The sequence below is a fragment of the Corynebacterium sp. UMB10119B genome (genome assembly GCF_030228125.1).
Taxonomy (GTDB): Bacteria; Actinomycetota; Actinomycetes; order Mycobacteriales; family Mycobacteriaceae; genus Corynebacterium; species Corynebacterium pseudogenitalium.
In genome coordinates this window covers 241,878-265,019 of sequence record NZ_JASPBG010000002.1, presented here as the reverse complement: position 1 = coordinate 265,019, position 23,142 = coordinate 241,878, and the positions used below count along the sequence as shown (strand labels likewise).

General features: G+C 59.4%; 18 protein-coding genes and 1 tRNA gene. 9 read left to right on the top strand and 10 right to left on the bottom strand.

Features of this window, described 5'->3' with window-relative positions; genetic code table 11:
* Positions 1–48 precede the first annotated feature (48 nt).
* A complete protein-coding gene (lysA, locus tag QP802_RS03555; protein ID WP_284817615.1) occupies positions 49–1,383 on the bottom strand; it encodes a diaminopimelate decarboxylase in 1,335 nt (444 codons plus the stop codon).
* Positions 1,384–1,393: 10 nt separating this feature from the next.
* A complete protein-coding gene (gene argS, locus QP802_RS03550; protein WP_070362641.1) occupies positions 1,394–3,046 on the bottom strand; it encodes an arginine--tRNA ligase in 1,653 nt (550 codons plus the stop codon).
* A gap of 233 nt (positions 3,047–3,279) precedes the next feature.
* Here argS and QP802_RS03545 point away from each other — a divergent pair, with 233 nt between their 5' ends.
* From QP802_RS03545 to QP802_RS03520, 6 genes are all read left to right on the top strand, one after another.
* The gene (locus QP802_RS03545) at positions 3,280–4,956 is read left to right on the top strand and encodes an L-lactate permease (RefSeq protein ID WP_284817614.1); all 1,677 of its coding nucleotides are present in this window, start codon (positions 3,280–3,282) and stop codon (positions 4,954–4,956) included.
* A gap of 48 nt (positions 4,957–5,004) precedes the next feature.
* Positions 5,005–5,790, top strand: coding sequence for a (Fe-S)-binding protein (locus QP802_RS03540; RefSeq protein ID WP_252931796.1), 786 nt, complete (start codon positions 5,005–5,007; stop codon positions 5,788–5,790).
* Positions 5,787–7,316, top strand: coding sequence for a lactate utilization protein B (locus QP802_RS03535; protein ID WP_284817613.1), 1,530 nt, complete (start codon positions 5,787–5,789; stop codon positions 7,314–7,316). The genes QP802_RS03540 and QP802_RS03535 overlap by 4 nt, the downstream gene beginning before the upstream one ends.
* A 2-nt stretch (positions 7,317–7,318) precedes the next feature.
* Positions 7,319–7,963, top strand: a complete 645-nt coding sequence (locus QP802_RS03530; protein ID WP_070479493.1) for a LutC/YkgG family protein — start codon at positions 7,319–7,321, stop codon at positions 7,961–7,963.
* Between the two features lie 78 nt (positions 7,964–8,041).
* A complete protein-coding gene (locus QP802_RS03525; RefSeq protein WP_070479492.1) occupies positions 8,042–9,619 on the top strand; it encodes an alpha/beta fold hydrolase in 1,578 nt (525 codons plus the stop codon).
* An 85-nt stretch (positions 9,620–9,704) separates the two neighbouring features.
* Positions 9,705–9,778: transfer RNA gene (locus QP802_RS03520), tRNA-Arg, on the top strand.
* Between the two features lie 111 nt (positions 9,779–9,889).
* On the opposite strand, the gene QP802_RS03515 is transcribed toward QP802_RS03520, so the two are convergent.
* From QP802_RS03515 to QP802_RS03490, 6 genes are read right to left on the bottom strand one after another with little or no spacing between them, the layout of a single operon-like run.
* Positions 9,890–10,123: a PspC domain-containing protein gene (locus tag QP802_RS03515; RefSeq protein WP_070362646.1), complete on the bottom strand. Its 234-nt coding sequence runs from the start codon at positions 10,121–10,123 to the stop codon at positions 9,890–9,892.
* Between the two features lie 23 nt (positions 10,124–10,146).
* Complete coding sequence (locus tag QP802_RS03510; protein ID WP_070362647.1) at positions 10,147–10,620, bottom strand: MarR family winged helix-turn-helix transcriptional regulator; 474 nt, start codon at positions 10,618–10,620, stop codon at positions 10,147–10,149.
* A 44-nt stretch (positions 10,621–10,664) separates the two neighbouring features.
* The gene (locus tag QP802_RS03505; RefSeq protein ID WP_284817612.1) at positions 10,665–13,301 is read right to left on the bottom strand and encodes an AAA family ATPase; all 2,637 of its coding nucleotides are present in this window, start codon (positions 13,299–13,301) and stop codon (positions 10,665–10,667) included.
* Positions 13,302–14,507 carry a metallophosphoesterase family protein gene (locus QP802_RS03500; RefSeq protein ID WP_284817611.1) on the bottom strand — a complete coding sequence of 402 codons (1,206 nt, stop codon included), beginning with the start codon at positions 14,505–14,507 and terminating at the stop codon, positions 13,302–13,304.
* The gene (locus QP802_RS03495) at positions 14,507–15,370 is read right to left on the bottom strand and encodes a hypothetical protein (RefSeq protein ID WP_284817610.1); all 864 of its coding nucleotides are present in this window, start codon (positions 15,368–15,370) and stop codon (positions 14,507–14,509) included. The genes QP802_RS03500 and QP802_RS03495 overlap by 1 nt, the downstream gene beginning before the upstream one ends.
* On the bottom strand, positions 15,367–18,492 hold the full coding sequence (locus QP802_RS03490; protein ID WP_284817609.1) for a DEAD/DEAH box helicase: 3,126 nt from the start codon (positions 18,490–18,492) through the stop codon (positions 15,367–15,369). The genes QP802_RS03495 and QP802_RS03490 overlap by 4 nt, the downstream gene beginning before the upstream one ends.
* A gap of 105 nt (positions 18,493–18,597) precedes the next feature.
* On the opposite strand from QP802_RS03490, the gene putP reads away from it, so the two are divergent.
* The 3 genes from putP to QP802_RS03475 are packed head-to-tail and all read left to right on the top strand — an operon-like array spanning position 18,598 to position 21,338.
* Entirely contained in the window at positions 18,598–20,184 is a 1,587-nt protein-coding gene (gene putP, locus QP802_RS03485; RefSeq protein ID WP_284817608.1) for a sodium/proline symporter PutP, read from the top strand.
* Positions 20,185–20,186: 2 nt separating this feature from the next.
* The gene (locus QP802_RS03480) at positions 20,187–20,822 is read left to right on the top strand and encodes an HNH endonuclease family protein (RefSeq protein ID WP_070976274.1); all 636 of its coding nucleotides are present in this window, start codon (positions 20,187–20,189) and stop codon (positions 20,820–20,822) included.
* 30 nt (positions 20,823–20,852) lie between these two features.
* A complete protein-coding gene (locus QP802_RS03475; RefSeq protein ID WP_070362653.1) occupies positions 20,853–21,338 on the top strand; it encodes a DUF2269 family protein in 486 nt (161 codons plus the stop codon).
* Between the two features lie 3 nt (positions 21,339–21,341).
* On the opposite strand, the gene QP802_RS03470 is transcribed toward QP802_RS03475, so the two are convergent.
* Together QP802_RS03470 and QP802_RS03465 are read right to left on the bottom strand one after the other, a co-directional pair.
* Positions 21,342–22,244, bottom strand: coding sequence for a trypsin-like serine protease (locus tag QP802_RS03470; RefSeq protein ID WP_284817607.1), 903 nt, complete (start codon positions 22,242–22,244; stop codon positions 21,342–21,344).
* 39 nt (positions 22,245–22,283) lie between these two features.
* The gene (locus QP802_RS03465) at positions 22,284–23,102 is read right to left on the bottom strand and encodes a trypsin-like serine protease (protein WP_070362655.1); all 819 of its coding nucleotides are present in this window, start codon (positions 23,100–23,102) and stop codon (positions 22,284–22,286) included.
* Positions 23,103–23,142: the final 40 nt, after the last annotated feature.

Genomic DNA, 23,142 nt, shown 5'->3' with positions numbered 1-23,142 from the left:
AGCTACGGCGCAGTGTACCGCTTTGTCTATTTCGCACAGAATACATTCTTATTTATATTCACGCGAGAGAATGTCTTCAACAGTTTCTCGCCGCACCATCGGCTTGATCTTTCCAGCCCGGACCGCGACCACGGCAGGGCGCCCAAATGAGTTGTAATTCGAGCTCATCGGGTAGCAATACGCTCCTGTCGCAGGCATCGCGATCAGGTCGCCGCTGACAATGTCGTCCGGCCACTGAGCATCCTCGATGAGAATATCGCCGGACTCACAGTGGGAACCCACCACACGAGTTGCCACCGGCTGGCCGCCTGTAAACCTGTTGACCACCCGGCCCTCGTAGACGGCGTCGTAAAGCGCTGGACGAATGTTGTCGCTCATGCCACCGTCAACGGAAATGTAGCGACGCGTCTTGGTGTACGAAATCTCGACGTCTTTGACCACGCCCGCGCTGTATAGCGTAATGGCGGATGGCCCGGCGATCGCACGGCCAGGCTCGACAACCACGGTCGGCGACGAGATGCCGAGTTCACCGGCAACCTCGTCGACGGCAGCCAACAGATCTTTCGCAACCGCAGCAACGTCCAATGGCGCTTCTTCCTCAAGCTGCGCGACGCCATATCCGCCGCCAAGGTCCAAGTACTCAAGCGCAACGCCGCGCTCGGTCCAAATCTGCGCATATAGCGCAAGCACACGTTCCGCGGCGAGCTTGAACCCCTCTGCATCAAAGACCTGGGAGCCTACGTGGCAGTGCAGGCCGGTCAGGCGCAGATGCTCCGCATCGATCGCGGCACACGCCGCCTGATAGGCAGAGCCAGACGCCAAGGAAATACCAAACTTTTGGTCCTCGTGGCTCGTCGCGATGAATTCGTGTGTGTGCGCGTCTACGCCTGGCTTCACGCGGATAAAGACCTCTTGGGTGGTCCCCATTTCCCCGGCAAGCTCATTGAGCTCTCGAAGCTCCTGGTGAGAATCAAGGACGACGTGCGCTACCCCGGAATCGATGCACAGCTGCAGAAAGCTGCGTGACTTGTTATTCCCGTGCACCGTAATCCGCTCTGGCGGAAAGTTTGCAGCAAGCGCAATGCGAAGCTCATTTTCGCTCGCAACATCAAGCGCGAGGCCTTCCTCGTCAACCCAGCGGGCAATGTGCGTGGTCAAGAACGCCTTCGACGCGTAGTGCACATGTGCTGGGTCACCGAACGCCTTTGCCATATCGCGACACCGCGAGCGGAAGTCGTCCTCATCCACCACCATGACGGGCGTACCGTACTCTTCGGCAATCTCTGGAAGGGGCACGCCAGCGATAGTCACGACCCCGTCTTCTTCTCGTCTGGTGTTGCGTGGCCATACGTGCGCGGGAAGCGCATCAAACGCTGCGGTCATGTACTTCCTCCTACATCCGTTCCGGCGCGCTCACGCCGATCATGCCGAGTGCGTTTGCAAGTACCTGGCGCGCTGCCATCGCCAGTGCAAAGCGCGCGGTATGCAACGGCTCAACTTCTTCGCCAGGCTTCGGCAGGATCTGGCAGGCGTCGTAAAACTTGTGGAAGGAGCTAGCTAGTTCCTCCGCGTAGCGCGCGATTCGGTGCGGTTCGCGCAGCTGCGCGGCGGTGCTCACCACCTCCGGGAACTCACCCAGGGTACGAATGAGGTCGCCCTCCTTTTCATGCTCAAGCAACGCAACGTCCGCGCCGTCGGTAGTGACGCCAGCTTCCTTCGCCTTGCGAGCGATGGAGCACAGACGCGCGTGACCGTACTGCACGTAGTACACGGGATTGTCGGAGGACTGCTTAGTCCACAGGTCAAGGTCAATGTCCAACGTGGAATCCACAGAGGAGCGCACGAGCGAGTAGCGAGCCCCGTCAACGCCAATAGCGTCCACGAGGTCGTTGAGAGTGATGATCGTCCCGGCGCGCTTCGACATCTTGACTGGCTGGCCATCACGCACAAGGTTGACCATCTGACCAATGAGCACCTCGACAGCCTCAGGGTCATAGCCAAGAGCCTGCGCTGCGGCGCGGAGGCGCGCAATGTAGCCGTGGTGGTCCGCGCCAAGCATGTAGATCGCCAGTGTGTGACCGCGGTCAAACTTGTCTGCCACGTACGCGATGTCGCCCGCGATGTAGGCGGCGTCGCCATCGGACTTCAGCACGACACGGTCCTTGTCGTCGCCAAACTGGGAAGAGCGCAACCACCAGGCGCCCTCGTTTTCGTACAGGTTGCCGTTGTCTTTGAGCGTTGCAATCGCCTTATCGACGGCCCCACTCTCAAACAGCGAGTTTTCGTGGAAGAACACGTCGAAGTCCACGCCGAACTCGTGTAGGGACTCCTTGATCTGAGCGAACATCATTTCCACGCCTGCGGCACGGAACGTTTCCTGCACGTCTTCGGGGCTGCCATCAAGCGCATTCGGCTGCTTCGCCACAATGTCGGCGGCGATGTCATTGATGTAGGAGCCGCCGTAGCCGTCCTCTGGAGTCGGCTCGCCCTTTGCCGCTGCTACTAGCGAACGTGCGAAGCGGTCAATTTGGCCACCGTGATCGTTGAAGTAGTACTCGCGGGTCACCTCGGCGCCGCTCGCTTCTAGCACGCGGCCTAGCGAGTCGCCCACAGCTGCCCAGCGGGTCCCGCCAAGGTGGATCGGGCCGGTTGGGTTCGCCGAGACGAATTCGAGGTTGATGCGCTGGCCGTCAAGAAGAGATGATTTGCCGAAGGTCTCGCCTGCCGCCAGGATGTCCGCAACCAGCTGTCCCTGCGCGTCCGTGGCGAGGCGCAGGTTCAAGAACCCTGGGCCTGCGACGTCAGCTTCTGCGATTGCGGGGGTTTCCAGGAGGACGTCGGCAAGCCACTGCGCAAGCTCGCGCGGGTTCGTACCGGCTTTCTTCGCCACCTGCAGTGCGATATTCGTAGCGTAATCGCCGTGCTCAGGGTTGCGCGGGCGCTCGACGGTCACTGCATCGGGCACGACGGATGCGTCGAGATTGTGGTCGGAAAGCACCTTGACGGTCGCTTCATGAACTGTTGTAGCGAGATCAGCTGGAGTCATGGGCAAACAGTCTAATTCACGTGCCGGACATTCTCCCTATTCCCCCATAAATGCCGCGCGACCCCCATTTGACTACCCCCACCATAGGTACTGAAAACGCTACTAGCTTGAACTTCTACAGACCTCATCCATTTGTGTGACCTAGCATACTTTTTGGTTTTCTCATTGCAGATGTCACCACAGTACTTTGGGGAGGTATTTTGTGCAGCCCTCTGACTCCAAGGAGTGTCTCAGTGGACAAGTTTCAAATTATTACCGACGCAGTAGGGGGAAGCCTCGGGCTTTCTGCGCTCGTTTCCACGATTCCCCTTCTCACATTTTTCTTCATGCTGCTCGCGGTCAAGGCCCGCGCGCACACATCCGGCGCAGTAGCGCTGGTCGCAGCTATTGCAGTCGCCGTCTTCGGCTTCAACATGCCAACCGAGATGGCACTTGCGACTGCACTACGCGGCGGATTGTTCGGACTCTTCCCAATCGTGTGGGTGATCTTGACCGCGATCTGGTTTTACCAAATTACGGTTGCATCGCGTCGCTTTGAAGATCTTCGCCTGGTCTTTGACAAGATGGGCAGCGGCGACGTCCGCATCCAAGCAATGCTCATTGCATTCTGCTTCGGTGGCCTACTCGAGGCCCTCGCTGGATTCGGCGCACCCGTCGCGATTACCGCGACGATGATCCTGGCGCTCGGCATCCCACCTTTGAAAGCCGCAACGGTAGTCCTGATTGCAAATACAGCGCCTGTGGCATTCGGCGCCGTCGCCATCCCCATTACCACCGCGGGCGAGGTCGGTGGCCGCACCCTCGAGCAAACGCAGAACATCGCCGCGATCGTTGGCCACCAGACCCCTCTGCTCGCATTCTTTGTTCCTTTCATCATCGCAGCAATTATCGACGGCTGGCGAGGCATCAAAGAAACCGCACCTATCGCGGTGACGATCGGACTGAGCTTCGGCATTGCCCAGTGGTGGACGTCGAACCACTTCGCTTACCAACTCACGGATGTCGTTGCCTGCATCGTCGCCCTTGGGGCTGCCTTCGTGGCGCTTCGTTTCTGGAAGCCTTCGACTACCGCCGCTCTCCGCGAACGCCTCGGCTTGCCTGAGTACGAGGACAATACTGAACTGCCTGGCACCCGAGTCTGGATGGCGCTGATGCCGTACGCAGTCGTGGTTGTCGTCTTCGGTCTAGCGAACCTGGGCACAACCATCCCGCAGTGGCTGAGCTCGTTCAAGATCAGCCTGACATGGCCTGTTATCGAGCGCGGACTGCTCTTCAACCAGCTGGGTGAGCCAATCAACACCGACTACACCTTCGCCTACATCAACAACCCCGGCACGCTCCTGGTCATTTCTGGCCTCATCGTCGCTATCGCCTACATGATCTTTGACGGCAACGGTCTCTACCAGCTCAACTGGGCACAGGTGGGACGTGAGTTCGTCGATACTTTCTGGCGCATGCGCTGGTCATCCACCACTATCATGTTGGTGCTCGCGTTGGCCTACGTCATGAACTACTCGGGCCAGACCGTTTCGATCGGCGAGTTTTTCGCCAACATGGGCGGTGTATTCGCATTCGCTGCCCCAGTGCTTGGTTGGGTCGGCGTGGCAGTAACAGGCTCCGACACCTCCGCCAACGCGCTGTTCGCTAACCTCCAAGTCACCGCTGCAAATAAGTTGGGCCTCAACCCAGACCTGATGCTGGCGGCGAATACGACCGGTGGTGTCGTCGGCAAGATGATTTCGCCGCAGTCGCTCGCTATTGCCGCAACCGCTGTGAATATGGAGGGTAAAGAATCTGAACTCTTTAAGAAGGTCGCTGGCTTCTCGGCAGCATTCTTGGTAGCAGTGTGCGTAATTGTGTTCCTGCAAACCAACATACTGAGTTTTCTAGCCCCAACTGTTGTACCGTAGACGTATTACCATTATCTGTATCGTTCACGACCAACAAAGGAGTCCACATTGCGAGTAGCACTGTTTTCTACTTGTATCGGTGACGCCCTGTTCCCTGACGCACACAAGGCTTCAGCGCTTGTTCTCTCTCGTCTGGGCTACGAAGTAGTCTTTCCTGAGGGCCAAACCTGCTGTGGCCAGATGCACGTCAACACGGGCTACCAGGAACAAGCTGTGCCGATCATCCAGACATACGCCGATGCGTTTGCCGACCCTTCCATCGACTATGTCGTGGCCCCCTCCGGCTCCTGCGCAGGCGCAGTTCGCGAACAGCACGTGCGCCTCGCCGAACGATACGGCAACAAAGCACTTGTCGACGGCGCTACGCAAGCAGCGAATAAAACCTACGAGCTCACCGAGTTCATCGTGGACGTCGCTGGCGTGACCAACCTCGGCGCGTTCTTCCCGCACAGGGTGACCTACCACGAGTCTTGCCACTCTCGCCGCTTCCTGAAGGTCGGCGACCGCCCCTACAAGTTGCTAGAGGCCGTCGAAGGCATCGAGCTTGTGGACCTGCCGAACGTCGAGGAATGCTGCGGATTCGGCGGCACGTTCTCGGTAAAGCTGCCCGAGGTTTCCGCTGCGATGGTCTCCGACAAGGTACGCCACATTAAGGACTCGAAGGCAGAGTTTGTCACCGCCGGCGACTCGTCGTGCTTGATGAACATTGCTGGCGCGATGAGCCGCCAGCACAACGGCATCCGCGCCCTGCACATTGCAGAGATCCTCGCATCCACGAAGGAACACCCGTGGACGCCTACGACCGCTGCGTACTCGAAGGAGAAAATGCTGTGAAAGTTGCACTCGGCAAACCAACGATGCCCCCAGTGGCGCACGGCCCGAACCACCTGCGTGGCTCGGAGCGCTTCGGACAGGCTGCACACCATGAGCTCGATAACGTTACGAAGCGTCGCAACCTCAACTACGCCACCACCGCAATTCGCGTAAAGCGTCAAAACGTTGTCGACGAGCTCGACGATTGGCAGGAACTGCGCACCGCTGGCTCCACTATCAAGCAAGATGTTGCGGCCCGCATGCCCGAGCTGCTCGAGGAGTTCGAGCGCAACGTCACTGCTCGCGGTGGCCACGTTCACTGGGCACGCGACGCCCAGGAAGCCAACGACATCATCGCTTCGCTCATTGAGGAGACAGGCGAGACTGAAGTCGTCAAGATTAAGTCGATGGCGACGCAGGAAATCGCGCTCAACGAGGAGCTGGAAAAGCGCGGCATCCACGCACAGGAAACCGACCTTGCGGAGCTCATCGTTCAGCTCGGCGAAGACTTCCCATCACACATCCTGGTGCCAGCGATCCACCGCAACCGCGAAGAAATCCGAAACATCTTCGTGGATAAGATGCCCAACACCGACGACTCTCTGACGAACAATCCGGCAGAGTTGGCCGAAGCCTCTCGCATTTTCCTCCGCGAGCAGTTCATGAAGGCCAAGGTGGCCATCTCTGGTGTCAACTTCGGTATCGCTGAGACCGGCACGGTCTCCATCGTCGAATCCGAGGGCAACGGTCGCATGTGTCTGACGCTGCCGGAGACACTGATCTCCGTCATGGGTATCGAGAAGTTGCTGCCGAAGTTCGAGGACTTGGGCGCGTTCTTGCAGTTGCTCCCGCGCTCCTCCACCGGCGAGCGTATGAACCCGTACACCTCACTGTGGTCAGGTGTGACGGAGGGCGATGGCCCGCAGAACTTCCACATCGTTCTCCTGGACAACGGTCGTACCCACGCGATGTCGAACGAGATCGGCCGCGAAGCACTGAAGTGCATTCGCTGCTCCGCATGCCTCAACGTGTGCCCGGTCTACGAGCGTGCTGGTGGTCACTCCTACGGCTCGACATACCCTGGCCCAATCGGCGCGATTATCACGCCGCAGCTGACCGGCATGGAGTCCGCCGAGGACCCGAACGCGTCGCTACCGTTCGCATCTTCCCTGTGTGGGCGCTGCAACGAAGTGTGCCCAGTGAAGATCCCGATCACAGACATCCTGCTTGAGCTTCGCCACCAAAAGGTAAAGGAGCACAAGCCTTTCCTGGAATCCACGGCCTTCGGCGCTATTTCCCTGCTGTGGGGCAAGCCTGCACTGTGGAACGCCGCAATGCACGTTGTAGCGCTGGGTCGCGTACTTGGCGGTTTCAAGGGCGAGATTTCCTCGATGCCAGGTTTCGTGGCCGGCTGGACCGACTACCGCGACGTAGCAGTTCCGCCGAAGAAGTCGTTCCGCCAGTGGTGGAATACGGACGAGGCGAAGGACCTCCTCGCTGAGGCCCGTCGCGAAGGGATCCCAGCTAACGTCAGGAAGGATGGCTAACAATGTCAAGCACCCGAAATGAAAGCGCGAAGCGCGAGATTCTTGACCGCATCCGCACTGCACAGAAGCTCTCCCATACCCCAGAGCACGTCGAACCTGTGCGCGAGTACCGCACCACCAGCGACCACACTCCCGAGCAGCTGCGCGAGATTCTCATCGATCGTCTCCTGGACTACAAGGCCACAGTTGTAGAGACAACGGAGGAGACCCTTGCCGCAGACATCGCCGATATTCTGGCGAAGCGCGAGGCAACCGAGATTGTTTACGCCCCGGGTCTCGACACCGCGCTGTTCGAAGAGTTTGCTGGCAGCGCCCGCCCAGACGACCCATCGAGCGATCCGCGTGAGCTCGGCACTATCGGTGCCGCAGTAACGGATTCCCACGTCACTTCAGCACAGACCGGTTCGATCGTGCTCGAAGCTGGCGAGCTGTGCGGCCGCCGTGCACTGTCACTGGTCCCCGATCGCCATGTGGTCATCGTCCGTCCAGAGTCAGTGGTCTACGGCGTGCCGGAAATGATCGCTCGCATCGATCCGGAAAAACCCGCTACCATGATTTCTGGTGGTTCAGCGACCTCAGATATCGAGCTTGTTCGTGTCGAGGGCGTCCACGGGCCCCGCGACCTGATCGTGATGGTTGTGAAGTAGAAACACACCGTCGACATTCCCTACCGATCAGCGCATCGGTAGGGATTTGTCTTTTCGCACCCCAACGGAAGGAATGCAATGCGCACCACAGCTTCAGTAATTGCGGCGCTCGGACTGCTTGGCATGGCCGTCGTAACGCCTGCTACTGCGCAGCCAGCACCGGCTGTGCAGTGGACCAAATGCCCGAAAGAAGTCAAAGATTCAACAGCGCAGTGCGGACACATCGACGTCCCCATGCGCTACAACCAGCCGAACGGCAAAAAGATTCAAATTGGATTCGTACGAGTCCCAGCGAAAACCCAAGCGCGCCGAGGCGCACTGTTTACCAACCCCGGTGGCCCAGGTGGCGACGCCTACGCTTACGCAGCCGGCAACATTCTTGATTTCCCGAAAGAACTCAACAACGAGTGGGACATCATCGGTGTGCAACCCCGTGGCCTGCCCGGCTCGACTGCACTTGAGTGCGCAATTCCCGATGTGAACGATCCTGGCCAGATAGCCAAGCTCACTGCTGACAGTCTCTTCAACGCAGGAGGTTTCAACCGTTCGGCCTGCCAAGGCGACAAGCCTGGCTACCCCGAAACCATCACCACGGAGAACACCGCGCGCGATTGGGAGGAAGTTCGACGCGCGCTGGGCTACCAGCAGATTTCCATCCTCGGTGTCTCCTACGGCACGTACCTTGGTTCCGTATACGCGACGCTATTCCCCCAGCACACCGACAAGGTTGTGCTTGACTCCGCAATGGATCCAACCCGTTCCTGGAACGGCATTGCCGCCGACCAACAAGCAGCGTACGAGAAGGCGCTCAACGAATACTTCGCGTGGGTAGCACTCAACGACGCCAAGTATCACATGGGCAACACTCCCCTGAAGGCGTACCAGTACTGGTCGCGCAAGGTAAGCGCGCAAGCGGGAACTAATCCCACCGTCACTCCCCCGCCTGCACGCGTTGGCGATCTGCCAGCGGGCCTGGAGTTCGCCGGACAGGCTGGCGCGGACGCCATGACAGCAGTCGGGAAAACCCGTGTCGAAGGTGAAGGCGTCATCAGCCGCATGCTGAACCCTGGTGCTGTACAAGCTAAGTCGCCGCTCCTGCAGGAGACCCGCGCTATGCTTCCAACCCCAAAGATGTGGGACTACCTGGCACGGTCCACAAACGGCACCCTGACCGCTGAAGAATCGAAGCAGCCGTCCAAGGAAGAGATTCAGCAGGCGGTGGATCAGATGATGGCGGTCGAGCAGCTGCAGGCTGCCCAGTGGTGCAATGAGAACGTTGTCCCCGGCGACCCAACGCTGCTCCCCTCATTTGCATGGTCACAGCTCACGGGAGACCCGTTTACGTTCTTCAACGCTTCACGCGGCTCAGGGTGGTACTGCAACGGCGCCGGCGCAGTCACCGGAATCGCGCCACTCAACGGGGCGGCATTAAAGACTCGCCCATTGCAGCTGTCCGCGACCCGTGACCCCCAGACGCCGTACTCAGGCCACGGACAACTCGCCCGCAGAATGGGAACCCAGGTAGTCACGATTCACGGCCCGGGCCACGCGCACTTCGGCACCGGCAATAAAGTTGTCGACGCCACCGTCATCAACTACCTGCGCACCGGCAAGGCCGATCGCACTGATGCACCAGGCTACTGGGAGGCCCAATAGCAGCTACTTTCCGCAGTCTTAGGCCAGTTATGTGCCCAGCATATCTGGTGCTAAGATTGCGTCATTGCTTGTGAATAAGCAGTGAGTCTCCGTAGCTCAGCGGATGAGAGCATCGGTTTCCGGTACCGAAGGTCGCAGGTTCGAATCCTGTCGGGGACACAATTTTTCAACCCCCGCTACCTGGTGAAATTCCTGGTAGCGGGGGTTTGTTGGTTTTGACTGATTTTACCTGAAATCGTCTCCCCTACGCTTTCAGAACGCAATTTCGTGCTAAAACTCCGGGGGAATCACAATCCAGGCCACTATATACAGGATGAACAAAGGCACAAACGCCGTGCAGAGCCCAATCAACACCGTGCCGATTCGTACAATCGCAGGGTCGAGTCCAAAGTACTCCGCGATGCCGCCACAGACCCCGCCGATGTATTTGTCCACCATGGAACGCTGTAGCCGCTTCGGTGCCGGGTTCGGTTGGTAGTGAGGTTGGTTCGTCGGATAAGACATGGCGCCTCGCTTTCCTAGAGTCGTTACTTGTTATGCCCAGGGCCGGTTTGCGCACCGAGTACACCCTGAAAAAATCTGGTCAAAGCTGGGATGTCGGCGTCATCAAGGTGGTCGAACACCAGGCGTCGCACGCTTTCAACGTGGCCCGGGGCTGCAGCCTCGAGTCGCTGTAGACCGTCCTCGGTGAGCGCTACCAAGACGCCACGGGCGTCTCCCGGGCTCTTCTGCTTTGATACCAAACCGCGCTTCTCCATGCGGGTGACCTGGTGCGATGTTCGGGATCGGTCCCACTCCAGTGCACCGCATAAGTCACGCAAGCGCATCGTGTACCCATCCACTTCTGAAAGGCTGACCAGCACAGAGAACTCCGAAGTCGACAAGTTTGAGTCTGCCTGGAGTGTGTCGTCGAGCGCGCGCGAAATTTTGCGCGCAGTGGCAAGCATGAGCCGCCACAGGTCTTGCTCGGCATCGCTGAGCCAGTGGGGTGCGTCAGACATGCACCCCACTGTAGTAGATCAACCAAACAGTTTCATAGCATTAATTAATTGGTTTTTAGCTGCTCAATCTCGTATCGGTTGCTACTGGCAACGCCGTCGTACCGGTTGGGGTAACACGTCAGCACAATCACTTGAGCATGCTTGCCCACCCTGTTAAACAGCGCGTTCATCAGTTGCAGCCGGTGGGGGTCCGTCGCGCCGAGTGCATCGTCTATCACCACAGGTACCGGTGCTGTTCCATCACGGGCGACAAGCTCCGCAATGGCAAAACGGGTCAGCAAGGCGAGCTGCTCCTGTGCGCCACCAGAAAGCTCCTCGATCGGCAGAGACACACCAGCAACGTTGCGGCGGGTGATTTGCAGTTGGTCGTCGAGCTCGAATTCCACATCTCTGCCAAACAGCGCCCCCGCGTAGCCCTCCAGCGCAGCAGCGAACGGCGCCGCGTAGCGCGCATTCGCCTCTTCACGGTAGCGCTGTAGCGTGTCATACAAGAGCTTGGTTGCCTCAGCACGGCGGGTGGTTCGGCGGTACTCAGACTCAGCTGCGTCCAACATCGCTTCGGCTCGGTCGACCTTTTCCGCAATACCAGTCGCCATTTCAAAAAAGCTTTTCAGCTCGGCCACGCGCCTATCGGCGGCATTGTAGCGGTCTTGCAAGTTCACGACGCGGGTTTGCGCGCTTTCGAGCAGCGCCTGTGCCATGTCCACGTTGGCCTCGTTTGCCGCCGTGGTGACCTCTTCAAGTTTTGTGCGCGCAGCGCTCAGTCCAGCCTCAGCAGTTGCTTGTGCCTCGCCCAAGTCTTCCGACGTTGTATGTTCCTGCTCTGTTCGCAACTCTTCATCGGCGTTACGTACTGCTTCCTCGTGCGTTGCGAGTTTGGTCTCCAGTACAAGCAGTGCTTGGCGGGCCTTTCGCTCCCGGTGCGGCTCCAGCGCAGCCACCGCCACTTCCGCGTCATGCTGGGCATTCTGTAAAGCAGCCTCTGCAGCAGCGGCCTCGTGCTCAGCAGCATCGAGTTCCTTTAAAGCTACGCCCTCCCCCAAGGCCTCAGCGTGCTCTGCGTGTAGTTTCTGCAGCTTTAGGTGGCGTTCCTGTAGCGCAGATAGGTCTCTGCCTGCGAGGATGTCTTCCCTGCGTCGCTTGGCTTCCTCCACGCGTTGAGCAAACGTCCGATGCTCATCGCGCTTCGCTCGCGCCTCCGCAACGTCAGCACAACCAAGGTCCGCGAGTAACTCCTCAAGCGCGCGCTCCGCATCTTCCACCACGCTGTACTGGTTCGCGCCGCTGGCGCCAGCGCTGTAGGTCAGATGGAACTCACCGAATTCAAAGGTGGTGGCGTCGAAAAGCTCGATAGTGCGCTCGCCTTTGACGTGTGTGGGGGCATCGTCGTGCACGAAGGTGGCGTCATCGGCGCGCACGGTCAGTTTCGCGGTCGAGGCTGCACGGATGGTGCGCTGTACCTTTACCTCACTCGCAGCTTCTTCCACTCGAGTCACATCGGCGTCGGTGACGGGACGACTAGGGGCCTCAGCAACGAGTTTTTGATACTCGGCTTGCGCACCGTCAACCTGGTCAAGCACTGCCTGCAGATCTGAGAGTTCCTGTTGGCACAGCGAGTACTCACGCAGAGCGCTGGCACGGCGTGCCTCCTCGCGTGCATTCGTCAGTGCAGCTTGACGCCGCTCCACGGTTTCGGTGAGTGTCGCAATGGTAGCTTCCTCTTCATCACTGGCTTGCTGGGCGGCGCCCTTCTCCTGCTCGAGCGCTGCCTGCTGCTCACCCAACAGTGCGACGCGCTGCTCCAACTTCTTCCTGTTTTCCACATCCTGCGCTGCGCGCTGTGCCGTGAGCTCTGCGTATTTCACAGCTGCTTGCGCAGCCTGAAGTTTTGCGGCAACCTCTTCGGCGCGCTTCGCCTCGGCTTGACTGGACTCAAGATCTCGCTGTGCTTCCGGCAGCTCATCCTGGATCTGCTGCATTTGCTGCTGCAAGCGCTCAACTTCTACGACTTCATTGTCAAACTTCCGCTTTTCCTGCAACAGCGATTCGTACTGTTGCTGCGCTTCTTCTGCTGCTTTACGCAGTTTTTCGTACTCACCACGCGGCCGACCAGTCGATGTGAAGTACGCTGCGTAGTCGTCGCTGATGCGCTGCATGAGCGCAGTGTCATCGTAGGCGGCTTCCTCTGCGCTGCGTCCAGCGTCCCCATCAAGGGTCCGCACAACACTTGGGATGCCCGCTGCGCTGATCCCTGCCGCGAACTGTCCCTGGCGCAGGAAGAGCGTCGAAGCGAGCTCCTGGTCAAGGTTTTCCGCGAGGATCCGTGCAAGCTCATCGTCAGCCTCACGCCCGGTGTATTGGCGCAGCTGCGGTCTGGTGATGTTGAGCTCCGAGTACTTCCCTTTCCCCCACTGTTTGGCAATGGTGAAGCTGTAATCGCCAACCGTCGTCTCAAGCCGCACTGCAGGCGAAACGTCCCTCCCGATCGGAGTGAGCACGCCAATCTTCTTGCCTCCGGCAGTGTGGCGTTCGTTGAGCACTGTCGTCAGCGCGTCAAGGATGGTGGATTTGCCTGCTTCGTTATTGCCATGGATCACGATCACACCGGTATCTGGCAGGTCACGGAGCTCTAACCGCTGAATACCACGGAAGTTTTCAATGGTGATCGAATGGATGCGCATTTAGTTCACTTCCTTGGAGAATCGGAACAGAAGGTTCACAGCGTCACGTGCTGTCGCAGAGCCTTTAGCATCATCATGCGCGGATGCCTGGGAAATCAGGTCCCGCATCGCCTCGGCCGCGTACCCGCTCAGCGGAAGGTTTTCGAGCTCTTCATCGCTGGGCGCCAAGTGCAGGCTCATGAGCCGGTCACGCTCGTACAACGCAGCGAACACCGGCTCAAGCCGCCCGATCGCCTGCTCAAAGGTCGCCATCGCCGCAAGGCCAAGCGTGCCGCGGACGGAATACTTCACCACAGTGCGGTCCTTGTGCTCGTAGCGTTCAAGCTGCTCCACTATCTTTTCGACGTCCCCTTCCTCACTGACCTCCCAGTCCAGTGCCTCAAATGTCCACGCTCCCGTCGCAACCGGCTCGACGTTCACAGTGCAGTCTTCCGCGGAGGACTTCGTAATCTCGACGACGAGCGCGTTACCGGAATCAACCTCGCCGCCACCACCAGGACCACCGATAGCAAAGTCGTGGAAATCGGTTGTTTCCGGGCTGCCCGAGAACCACACGCGCCCACTCGTGCCGAGTGACTGCGTGGAGTGCGTATCCCCCAACGCGACGTAATCGATCACCCCCGAGGCCAGCTTCTCCTCCAGCAAATCCAGATCGATGAGCGCTTCGGCCTGTTCTTTGCCGTAGCCGTCTACTTGGCCGTGGCCAACGAGGACTCGAATCGTATCCGTCGGCTCCAAGTCACGTACGGCACGGGCACAGAGGTCCTCAGAGGCGTATCGGGCTTTGAGAGGCGCGCCGACAAGCTCAACGCCAGGGACGACCTCTACGGGATCGAAGGAATCGAGCACGAGCACATTCTCAAGGTCATCGGTGGCGTGGAAAATGGAGTCCGCCACCAGCGGGTCGTGGTTGCCCGGGAGCAAGTACACCGGCACTGGCAGGCGCTTCAGCACCTCGAGTGCTCGACCAAGCGTCTCTCGCTCGAGCGCGTTGTGCTCAAACACATCGCCGGCGATCACAATACAGGCTGCATCATGCTCCGTGGCTACTTGGCCGAGACGTTCAACGGCGCGCAAGCGGGCGTCGTCAAACCTCGATTGGGCTTCGGAGCGCAGAAACTTCCGAGTCATGCCAAGCTGCAGGTCAGAGGAGTGGATAAATCGAAACGTGTTCACATACTCACTACTACCAAACGGCTCGGACATTAGTCATCGGTTTCAGTCAACGCATAGAACAGATCTTCGATATCGGAGACAGCCCGCAGCTGGTCGATGTTGGTAAAGGAAATTGTCTGCATCGCCTTGTGCAACATCGTGATGTCAGAGTCTTCGATCATCGGAGCGACTTTCGGGGTAGGCAAATCAGGTAACGCGCCGCCTTCCCAAAAGTCCGGCTGTGGGCGCGGTGCAGACACCGTGACTTCGCCCGGCGCGTCAGGCTGCGCTGCCTCGTGCTGCACAGTCGGTGGCGCCATGCCGGTCAGTCGCGCAATCGAACTATCCCGGAGTTGGAGAATGAATTCGTGGTGTTCGCTCATGCGCTGTGCTGCCTGATACCCCACTGCGACAATGTGTTTGCAGGCTACGACGGGATCGGGGCAGCTACAGTGCAGCCGAAACTCCTCAGGACCGTTGGCAATCAAGGTATCCAACGCCTCATCGGTATAGACGCCATTGCGCGCTTTCATCAATGCCGCGGAGTCGTGCGCAATGTCGGACAGCAGCCCGCCGATGTCAGCAGCGGTGCGCCGTGGTAGCTCAATGACGGTGTGAAATGGTTCGATTTGTGAGCCGGTCACAACCGCATCGATCCCACTAAGCCGCGGGTAGAGCTCGGCGACGTGGCCGCCGTTGGCGTACGCAATGCCCCGCTTGATGCGACCAGCATCGCTGTATCGCACGACTGCTTCCCAGATCCTGCGGCCTGCGGCATTCCACGTCGCAGGAACGTCTTTGTACCGCGATCGAGTCTCAGAAGCTTGCTTCGCCTGCTTCTGTTCCGGGGAGCGCCGACGTGCGCCGAAGTTTGCATAAATAACGTTGTCTTCGCGTGGTCGCTGGGTGCTCATAGGTTGCGCTCGCCTCCGTTTCCTCGGTAGCTCATCAGCTGTGCCAGATCGTCAGCGTCGAGTTCCGTAATCCAGCCTTCGCCCTCGCCAATCACCGCACCTGCCAGGTGCATCTTGCCATCCAAGATGTCTTGGATCGATTCCTCCATGGTTCCGCGCGTAATCATCTTGTACACCGTGACGTCTTTCTTCTGGCCAATGCGGAACGCACGGTCCGTCGCCTGGTTTTCCACGGCGGGATTCCACCAGCGGTCAAGGTGGATCACCATCGATGCAGCAGTCAGGTTGAGTCCGGTACCACCTGCTTTGAGGCTCAGCAGCATCGCGCGCGGCCCGTTCGGCTCCTGGAAACGCGCAACCATTGCGTCTCGCGCGCTCTTTCCTACCCCACCGTGGAGGAACGGAATGATCTCGCCGAGGTAGTCGCTCAGGTATGGCCGCAGGATATCGCCGAATGCTTTGTACTGGGTAAAGATCAACACTCGTTGGTCGGTTCGCACTGCTTCATTGAGCAGCTCCACAAGGCGGGCGACCTTGCCGGACCTGTGGTGGCCGTCGGCAAGTACTGGCGATCCATCGCCCAGGAAGTGAGCCGGGTGGTTGCAGATCTGCTTGATGCGAGTGATCGTGGCAAGCACGAGACCTTTACGCGCCATACCCTTGCGTTCCTGCAGTTCGCGCTGCATGCGGTCAACAAGCGCTGTGTAGAGCGCCGCTTGCTCCGCAGTCATGTCCACTGTCAGTACATGCTCAGCCTTGTCCGGCAGGTCGTCGATAATCGCGGTGTCTGTCTTCAGCCTGCGCAGGATAAACGGTGCGGTGAGGCGCTGCAGGCGCTCCCCCATCTCGTCTGCGAGGCCCTCGTCCCGGCGCGACTCAATTGCCCGAGCGAAGTGGTTGCGGAAGAAGGACTGCGAGCCGAGGATGCCGGGGTTCACAAAGTCGAGGAGGCTGCGCAGCTCGGAGAGCTTGTTTTCAATCGGGGTGCCTGTCAGCGCGATACGGTGGCGAGCTGGCAGCGCTCGCACGCTTTTCGACGCCCTCGTCCCCGCATTCTTAATCGCCTGAGCTTCGTCGAGCACCACATGGTCCCATTCGATCAAAGACAAGTCGATCACATCGCGCGATGCGATCCCATAGGAGGTGATGGTGATGTCATGCTTCTTGAGAGCCTCGCGCAGTTCCTCTCCCTTGTACCGGGCACTGCCGTGGTGGACATATATAGAAAGGTGTGGCACGAACTTCGCAGCTTCGCGTGCCCAGTTGCCCACCACGGAGGTCGGCGCAACAACGAGGGTTGGTCCGGTGCGCTGCCCGCGTTCCTCTTCGACGGCAAGCAGGGTGAGCAGCTGGAGCGTCTTACCGAGCCCCATGTCATCGGCAAGCACGGCACCTAGGTGGTTGCGGGACATGTAGTAGAGCCAATCCACGCCACGACGCTGGTACTCGCGGAGCTCAGCATGCACAGTTCTTGGGATGTCGACGCGCTCCGGCGCCGGGCGGTCCATTCCGCCGACCAGAGACGTAAACCAACGGGAACCAGTGAACTCAAGCGGCGAGTCTGGCCCACTCTCCAGCGCAAGCTGACGCAGCTCCTCCGCGGTTACCGCACCGTGTTCCTCTGACGCTTCGAGTTTCTGGTACTCCTCCTCGAGCTGGTCGGCGCGGGCAGCGAGCGCTTCGGCGTCATCTGCTCCCGCATCAGCTGCGAGCTGCGCAGTCGTCCGGGCTTCTTCTGCTTCACGCTTGGCCCGCGCAAGCGCCGTCCCGTGGAGTTTCTCCATGTACCGCTTCGTGCGCTCGAGGTGCCGTGTATCGGCGAGCACCCACTCGCCACGCAACTTGATCAGCCCAGACTTCGACTCGACGAGCCGCTGCATTTCGTCATCCGTCAGTTCAGTGCCGCCGATGCTGACGCGCCAGTCGTAATTGACCAGCTGGCCGAAGCCAAGCCGGGTCACCGCTGTTGCGTCGTACGGGTTCTTCGCTTCCGAAAGGTGCAGCTTCGATGTTGTCTCCGCAGTTGTCCAGGCGCGTGGCAGCATCACCGCGTAGTTCGCAAGCCGAAGCTTGCTCACCTCAGTCTCCACGAATTGCACAATCTCTTCCGCGGACAGGTACACGTCCCAGTCGCCATCGAGCGCAGAGCCCGGCGTTGTCGCGGCACGCCGGTGCGTCGATGGATCAATCAGGTCGGAGACCCTGATGGCGTCGCGAAGCACGGAGTGGAGCTGCTGCACCGTATAGGCGTCATACTCCGACAGCCGGATGGGCCGTGGCGATTCATCGCCGGAGCGCACGTTCACCCGGATCGGCCACTGTGTGAGCGCCTCATCGCCCCCATCTTCTGCGTCTGCGGGCTGCTCCACGATGAACACCAGTTGGAAATTTGTCGCAGTGATTGAGCCGTTCCACTGGCTCATCTGTCGCGAAAACGCGCTAGAGCCTCGCCGTAGCGGCGTCCCGTTAAGCAGCGACTGTACAAAATCGTGCCACGGAAACGGGCGCTCACCACGCAGCATAGGGGAGTTACGCAGCTGGGCAGACGCGATCCAGTGCACAAATGTGCGCGAGCAGTCTTCGTCGAGCCGTCGGTTGTTCTCCGTAAGTACTCCCGGCGCAGCCGCAATCATATCCGCGAGCCAACCGCGTTCCTCCACCCCGGTGCCGAGCTGCCACTGCGCGAACCACTGAAAGTCCTGAGACGGCACGTGAATCGATACCCTGCCAGCCTGTACAAACCGCTCAAGCCCGAGAAACATCTGGATGAGCCACAAAAGATCCGGGGCTACCGACGCCCGCTGTTGCTCCGTGAGCCCTTCCGGTGCCGGAACGTCTGGGTCCAGGAGGAAGGACATTGCTCGTAGAAACTGTACTGCCTCATCGGGGGCGAATGCTGCCGTCGGCACCCGGAGCCGCAATAGTTTGCCTTTCGGCGTGCGCAACATGACCTTGCCGCGGTGGCGGAACTTGACCCCTTCGAGCAGTGTGTGGACTGGTTCGGGGAAGGTCCCCTTCGGCACTTCGTCGAGTGTGATGATTTTATGGCCAGCCACCTGCTCGACCCAGACCTGCAAACCAGAATCTGGCAGCCACAGCCCGTGAAGAAGGAATTTTGGCAAGCCCACCCTTATACCATCCTTGATTTCGCTACATCGACTACGGTTCTAACGGTAATCTTTAAAACTCTACTCGCTTATTTTTTCTATTGCTTTAGGGAGGCAAACATGGCCGATAGCTTCTGGCTTGTCCTTGCCATTGTGTTGTATTTCGGTGTCATGGTTGCCATCGGGTTTTATTCGTGGATCCAGACGAGCAAGTATGACGACTACGTTCTTGGCGACCGTGGACTGCACCCATTCGTAGCAGGCCTATCCGCGGGCGCATCAGATATGTCGGGCTGGCTGCTGATGGGGCTGCCGGGCGCATTGTTCGTTTCCGGCATGAGCGAGCTGTGGATCGTTATTGGACTCTTGGCCGGGTCGTGGGCGAACTGGAAGTTTGTCGCACCACGCCTCCGCGCTTATACGGAAGTATCAAATAACTCGATTACCTTGCCGTCCTTCTTCGAGAACCGCACCCGTGACTCCTCACACGTCCTGCGGTTCGTCGCCGCCGTGATCATTATTTTCTTCTTCACGTTCTACGTTTCGTCAGGCATGGTCTCGGGTGGCCGTTACTTCGAATCCACTTTCCACGGTGACTACCTCACAGGCGTACTCATCGTCGGTTCGATTACTGTGCTGTACACGTTCATCGGCGGCTTCCTCGCTGTGAGCTATACCGACGTTGTCCAAGGGGTCTTGATGTTCTTGGCGCTGGTCACGGTGCCACTGATGGCACTGATCTCGCTCGATACCCCCTCTGATGTCTTCTCGTTCGCTTCCCACAACGCCTACGGCCCGTGGGAGGCCGGCAACCCGGACTACTTCAACATGATCGCCGGTGTCTCGTTGGCAACCATCATCGGCAACTTGGCGTGGGGCTTCGGCTACCTGGGACAGCCACATATTGTTACCCGCTTCATGGCGCTGCGCTCCCCGGCTGAGGCAGCCAGCGCACGCCGGACCGGAATCAGCTGGGTCACCATCTGCTTTGCAGGTGCGGTGTTCACCGCGCTCGTATCGACGGTCTTCTTCGCCGAAACACCGCACAGTGTCACTGACCAAAGCGGCTTCGAAACCATCTTCTTGGACCTAGCCCGCATCCTCTTCCACCCACTCATTGCAGGTATCGTCCTTACAGCGGTGCTCGCGGCGATTATGTCCACAATGTCCTCCCAACTATTGATCACCTCCTCCGCGCTTATTGAGGACATCTATCGGGCCGTGACGAAGCAGCGTCCGAGCCAGACTGCCCTGCTGGTGCTTTCGCGCACGATGGTGGTCTTGGTTGCAGCGGTCGCGATGGTACTGGCGATCAACCCATCGGACACGATCCTGGGCCTGGTCGCGTTCGCGTGGGCAGGCTTCGGCGCAAGCTTCGGCCCCGTTGTAATTGCATCGTTGTACTGGCGTCGTCTCACCGCCCCGGGCGCCATCGCTGGCATGATCGTCGGTGCAATCACGGTCTTCGTGTGGGGCTCCTCCGACACGCTGTCCGGCATCATCTACGAAATCGTTCCGGGTATCGCATTCGCGACGATCGCGCTTGTCGCTGTCTCCTTGCTGACCAAGCCGAAGCAGGGCGTCGAAGACGAGTTTGACCGTGCTCTTGCAGTGACGAACTTTGCGCTCACCACTCCGGACGCAACGTTCGCTGACGCGCTCAAGGCGACTGCGGGAACCGAAGGGGCCTCCCACGCGTCTAACTAGACGTGCGTGTTTACCTCACTCTGCTACTTATCCTGACCATCGCGTACGCCCCGTTTCCAACGGGGTTTTCGCGTATCGACGCCCCCACGACCCGCCAACGCGTTACTATCATCGGCTACGAGCGGGACAACTTCGGACCAGGCTGGCAGCGCCATGCCACCGGATGTACGACTCGCGAGCATGCCATGGCGTACGCGTTTGAGCAGCCTAATTGCAACGTTCCCCACCGGCAGTGGGAGCCGGTTGACGTTATCGATCCGTACACCCGCGAACGCATCAGACCTAAGGATGTGGAGCTCGACCACCTCTTCCCCCTCTCCGCAGCATGGGACATGGGTGCTTTCGCCTGGAGCGACGAGCAGCGACTCCGGTTCGCGAATGACCCCCACAACCTCATCGTGACCTCGAGCAAGGCGAACCAACAAAAGTCAGACATGCTACCGAGCGAGTGGATGCCTCCATCGATCCCGCAGCAATGCGCATACGCACGGCAGCTGGCACGCGTTGCAAACATGTACGACCTGCGCGTAACCACCAATGACCTTCGCACAATGCGCCGTGCATGCAAGGGATGGCGAGGCGTCGCCGCCCACCTCATTGGAATTGGTATGTTCCCTACCACCAATTCGCCTAGGTGATGGTGGACGTATCAAGTACAGTGGTTGCCTATGACTACTCTGTTAACTTTCCTTCACGTCGCAGCCGCCATCTTGCTGCTGGGCCCGATCGTCGTATCCACCTCGATGTTCCCGCGCCAGGCCGCCGAGGCACAGGCGGGCGATGCGGCCGCTGCCGGTCGCGCGTCGATCCTGTACCGCATCTCGCGCACTTACGGCATCGCGTCATCACTCGTTCCGCTGCTCGGTGTCGCCATCCTCTTCGGCGACTGGGCTGCGTACAAGACGAACTACTTCCTGCACACCTCTATCGTGTTGGCAGTCATCGCCTGGGCACTGCTGCTTTTCGTGGTCATCCCGACCCAGCGCAAGATGGTAGGTACACTCGGTGAGCTGGAGCCAGCCGAGGCCGACCCAGCCGATGTCACCGCGAACTTTGAAAAGTCGAAAGCTAAGGCTTCCGCGTTCGCTGGTGTCTTTAACCTTTTGTGGTTCATCGTGTTGGTGCTGATGTTTTTGCCAGCACCAACTATGTAGTCACTAAAACTTTATCGACGACGCCAGGCTAAGCAGCGCCAACACGATCGGAACAACGATCGCGGCAATCTCACCCGGTGTCATATCGCTGGAGCTTTCGGACTTCGACGAGGAGTCCCGCTCCGAACTCTTATCAGAGGACAGCAGCCGGTCGTAGAGACCGGCTTCATTTATGCCAGCAGCTCCAAAAACCAGGTCCGACGCCTCGGACTGACTCACCCTCTTCCCCTCAACAATCGGGGCGGCCCACAGCCAATCCTTTCCGTTAATCTTGATGCCATTTATGCTGGCGAAACCTGCGTTGCCGAATGCTGGGCCGGCTGACAAGACCCCTGCAAACTTCTTTGTCCCGTCCTGTTCCTCGACCCAAATCGGTCCACCGGAGTCGCCTGACTGGGGTGAGCCCACCGTCGCAGAAAACCCTCCCCCACCACGCGCAGCGCGATGGAACTTCCCGCACGTAACGTCGTTCGTGCCCATGTGAGATGTTTCCCCATGGAAGCACGTTTTCACGCCACGCTTGATCGAAGTGATGTCGGCCTTTGCGTCACCGGAGTAGATGTTTTCGCCCATCGACACGCCCCGGTCCCACTCGATCCAGGCAAAGTCATTCGAAAATGAATGATCGTATCCAGGTGAGAGATGCAGCGTCCCGATGCTCTCCGTAGTGGGACGATCAGTTTTCCTGTCGTATAACGCGATACGAGCCCCATCGTGTCCACAGTGCGCAGCGGTGTAACTGACACCAGCTTCATGATCGTTAAATCCCAGCGTGCACAGACCACTACCGGTATAGATAGCATCACCCTGGGTCGGCTGGATTGGTGCCGCGGTAGCGCTTGGCACGAGGACTGCAGTCGAGCATGCTGCGACGGCCAGCGAAGATATGAATTTCCTTGTCAACATACTTCTATACTGGCACAGTTCTGCAGGAATGCTAATGAGCTAGCTGTAATTCACTACGCCTGGTAGGAACCCTGCGAGTGCACTGAACCCGTCAGTCACAGCGCCACGAACCGCATCAGCAGCCGGGCCAACGGCCGAGCCCGAAGCCGGCATCATGAGGTTCTGCGCATACAGGCCCAACAAGCGTGACTCAGCGACGCGAGGCCCATCAGTAGCGTGCACGCCAACGACCAGGTCGCGCGAGCCCAGCAGCGGTACCTTTTGTGCAACCCACTGCGAAGAAACAACGCCAACAAATCCGCGGCCCGGAATCCACAGCGGGCCACCGGAGTCGCCGGGACGGGTCATCGGCGCTTCGACGAAGAACGTATTTCCTTCTGCTCCGCCGAAGCGACCGCACGTGGGGGCGCCCGTCGGCCGGTTCGAGGTTTGCCCGAAGTAGCACACGCGCTCACCGACGGCGATTGTGTTTGGGTTTACCCACGCGTCACCGGAGAACCGGTTGCCACCGATCTGCACCGGCGCGTCCCACTGGATAGCGGCCCAGTCATTGCCAAGGCGGCCGTCGTACGCCTTCGAACGATACAGGGTGCCGAGCTGTGGCGAAGCAACCCTCGCGTTGTGGTCCACGATGCGCACACGCGCACCGTCCGGTCCACAGTGCGCCGCAACCAGGCTTCGCCTGCGAGACGGTTCATTAAATCCGACGGTGCAGTAACCGCCGCCTTCAACCATCACGGCTCCGCCCTGCTCTACGCGCTGCAGGTTCTGTGCCTGCGCAGTCGGCAAGTTCGTTACGACGCCCACTCCGAGCGCAAGCGCCCACCCCAGCGTGAGCAAACGGCGATTCAACTTCATGCCTGTGCAGTCTACTGCACAACCAAGCAATGAAAAACGC

Coding starts and splice junctions, on each gene's coding strand:
- QP802_RS03500 (WP_284817611.1), bottom strand. CDS start 14,507: ATGTCCGAGCCGTTTGGTAGTAGTGAGTATGTGAACACGTTTCGATTT.
- QP802_RS03470 (WP_284817607.1), bottom strand. CDS start 22,244: ATGTTGACAAGGAAATTCATATCTTCGCTGGCCGTCGCAGCATGCTCG.
- putP (WP_284817608.1), top strand. CDS start 18,598: ATGGCCGATAGCTTCTGGCTTGTCCTTGCCATTGTGTTGTATTTCGGT.
- argS (WP_070362641.1), bottom strand. CDS start 3,046: ATGACTCCAGCTGATCTCGCTACAACAGTTCATGAAGCGACCGTCAAG.
- QP802_RS03525 (WP_070479492.1), top strand. CDS start 8,042: ATGCGCACCACAGCTTCAGTAATTGCGGCGCTCGGACTGCTTGGCATG.
- QP802_RS03465 (WP_070362655.1), bottom strand. CDS start 23,102: ATGAAGTTGAATCGCCGTTTGCTCACGCTGGGGTGGGCGCTTGCGCTC.
- QP802_RS03515 (WP_070362646.1), bottom strand. CDS start 10,123: ATGTCTTATCCGACGAACCAACCTCACTACCAACCGAACCCGGCACCG.
- QP802_RS03510 (WP_070362647.1), bottom strand. CDS start 10,620: ATGTCTGACGCACCCCACTGGCTCAGCGATGCCGAGCAAGACCTGTGG.
- lysA (WP_284817615.1), bottom strand. CDS start 1,383: ATGACCGCAGCGTTTGATGCGCTTCCCGCGCACGTATGGCCACGCAAC.
- QP802_RS03495 (WP_284817610.1), bottom strand. CDS start 15,370: ATGAGCACCCAGCGACCACGCGAAGACAACGTTATTTATGCAAACTTC.
- QP802_RS03530 (WP_070479493.1), top strand. CDS start 7,319: ATGTCAAGCACCCGAAATGAAAGCGCGAAGCGCGAGATTCTTGACCGC.
- QP802_RS03505 (WP_284817612.1), bottom strand. CDS start 13,301: ATGCGCATCCATTCGATCACCATTGAAAACTTCCGTGGTATTCAGCGG.
- QP802_RS03475 (WP_070362653.1), top strand. CDS start 20,853: ATGACTACTCTGTTAACTTTCCTTCACGTCGCAGCCGCCATCTTGCTG.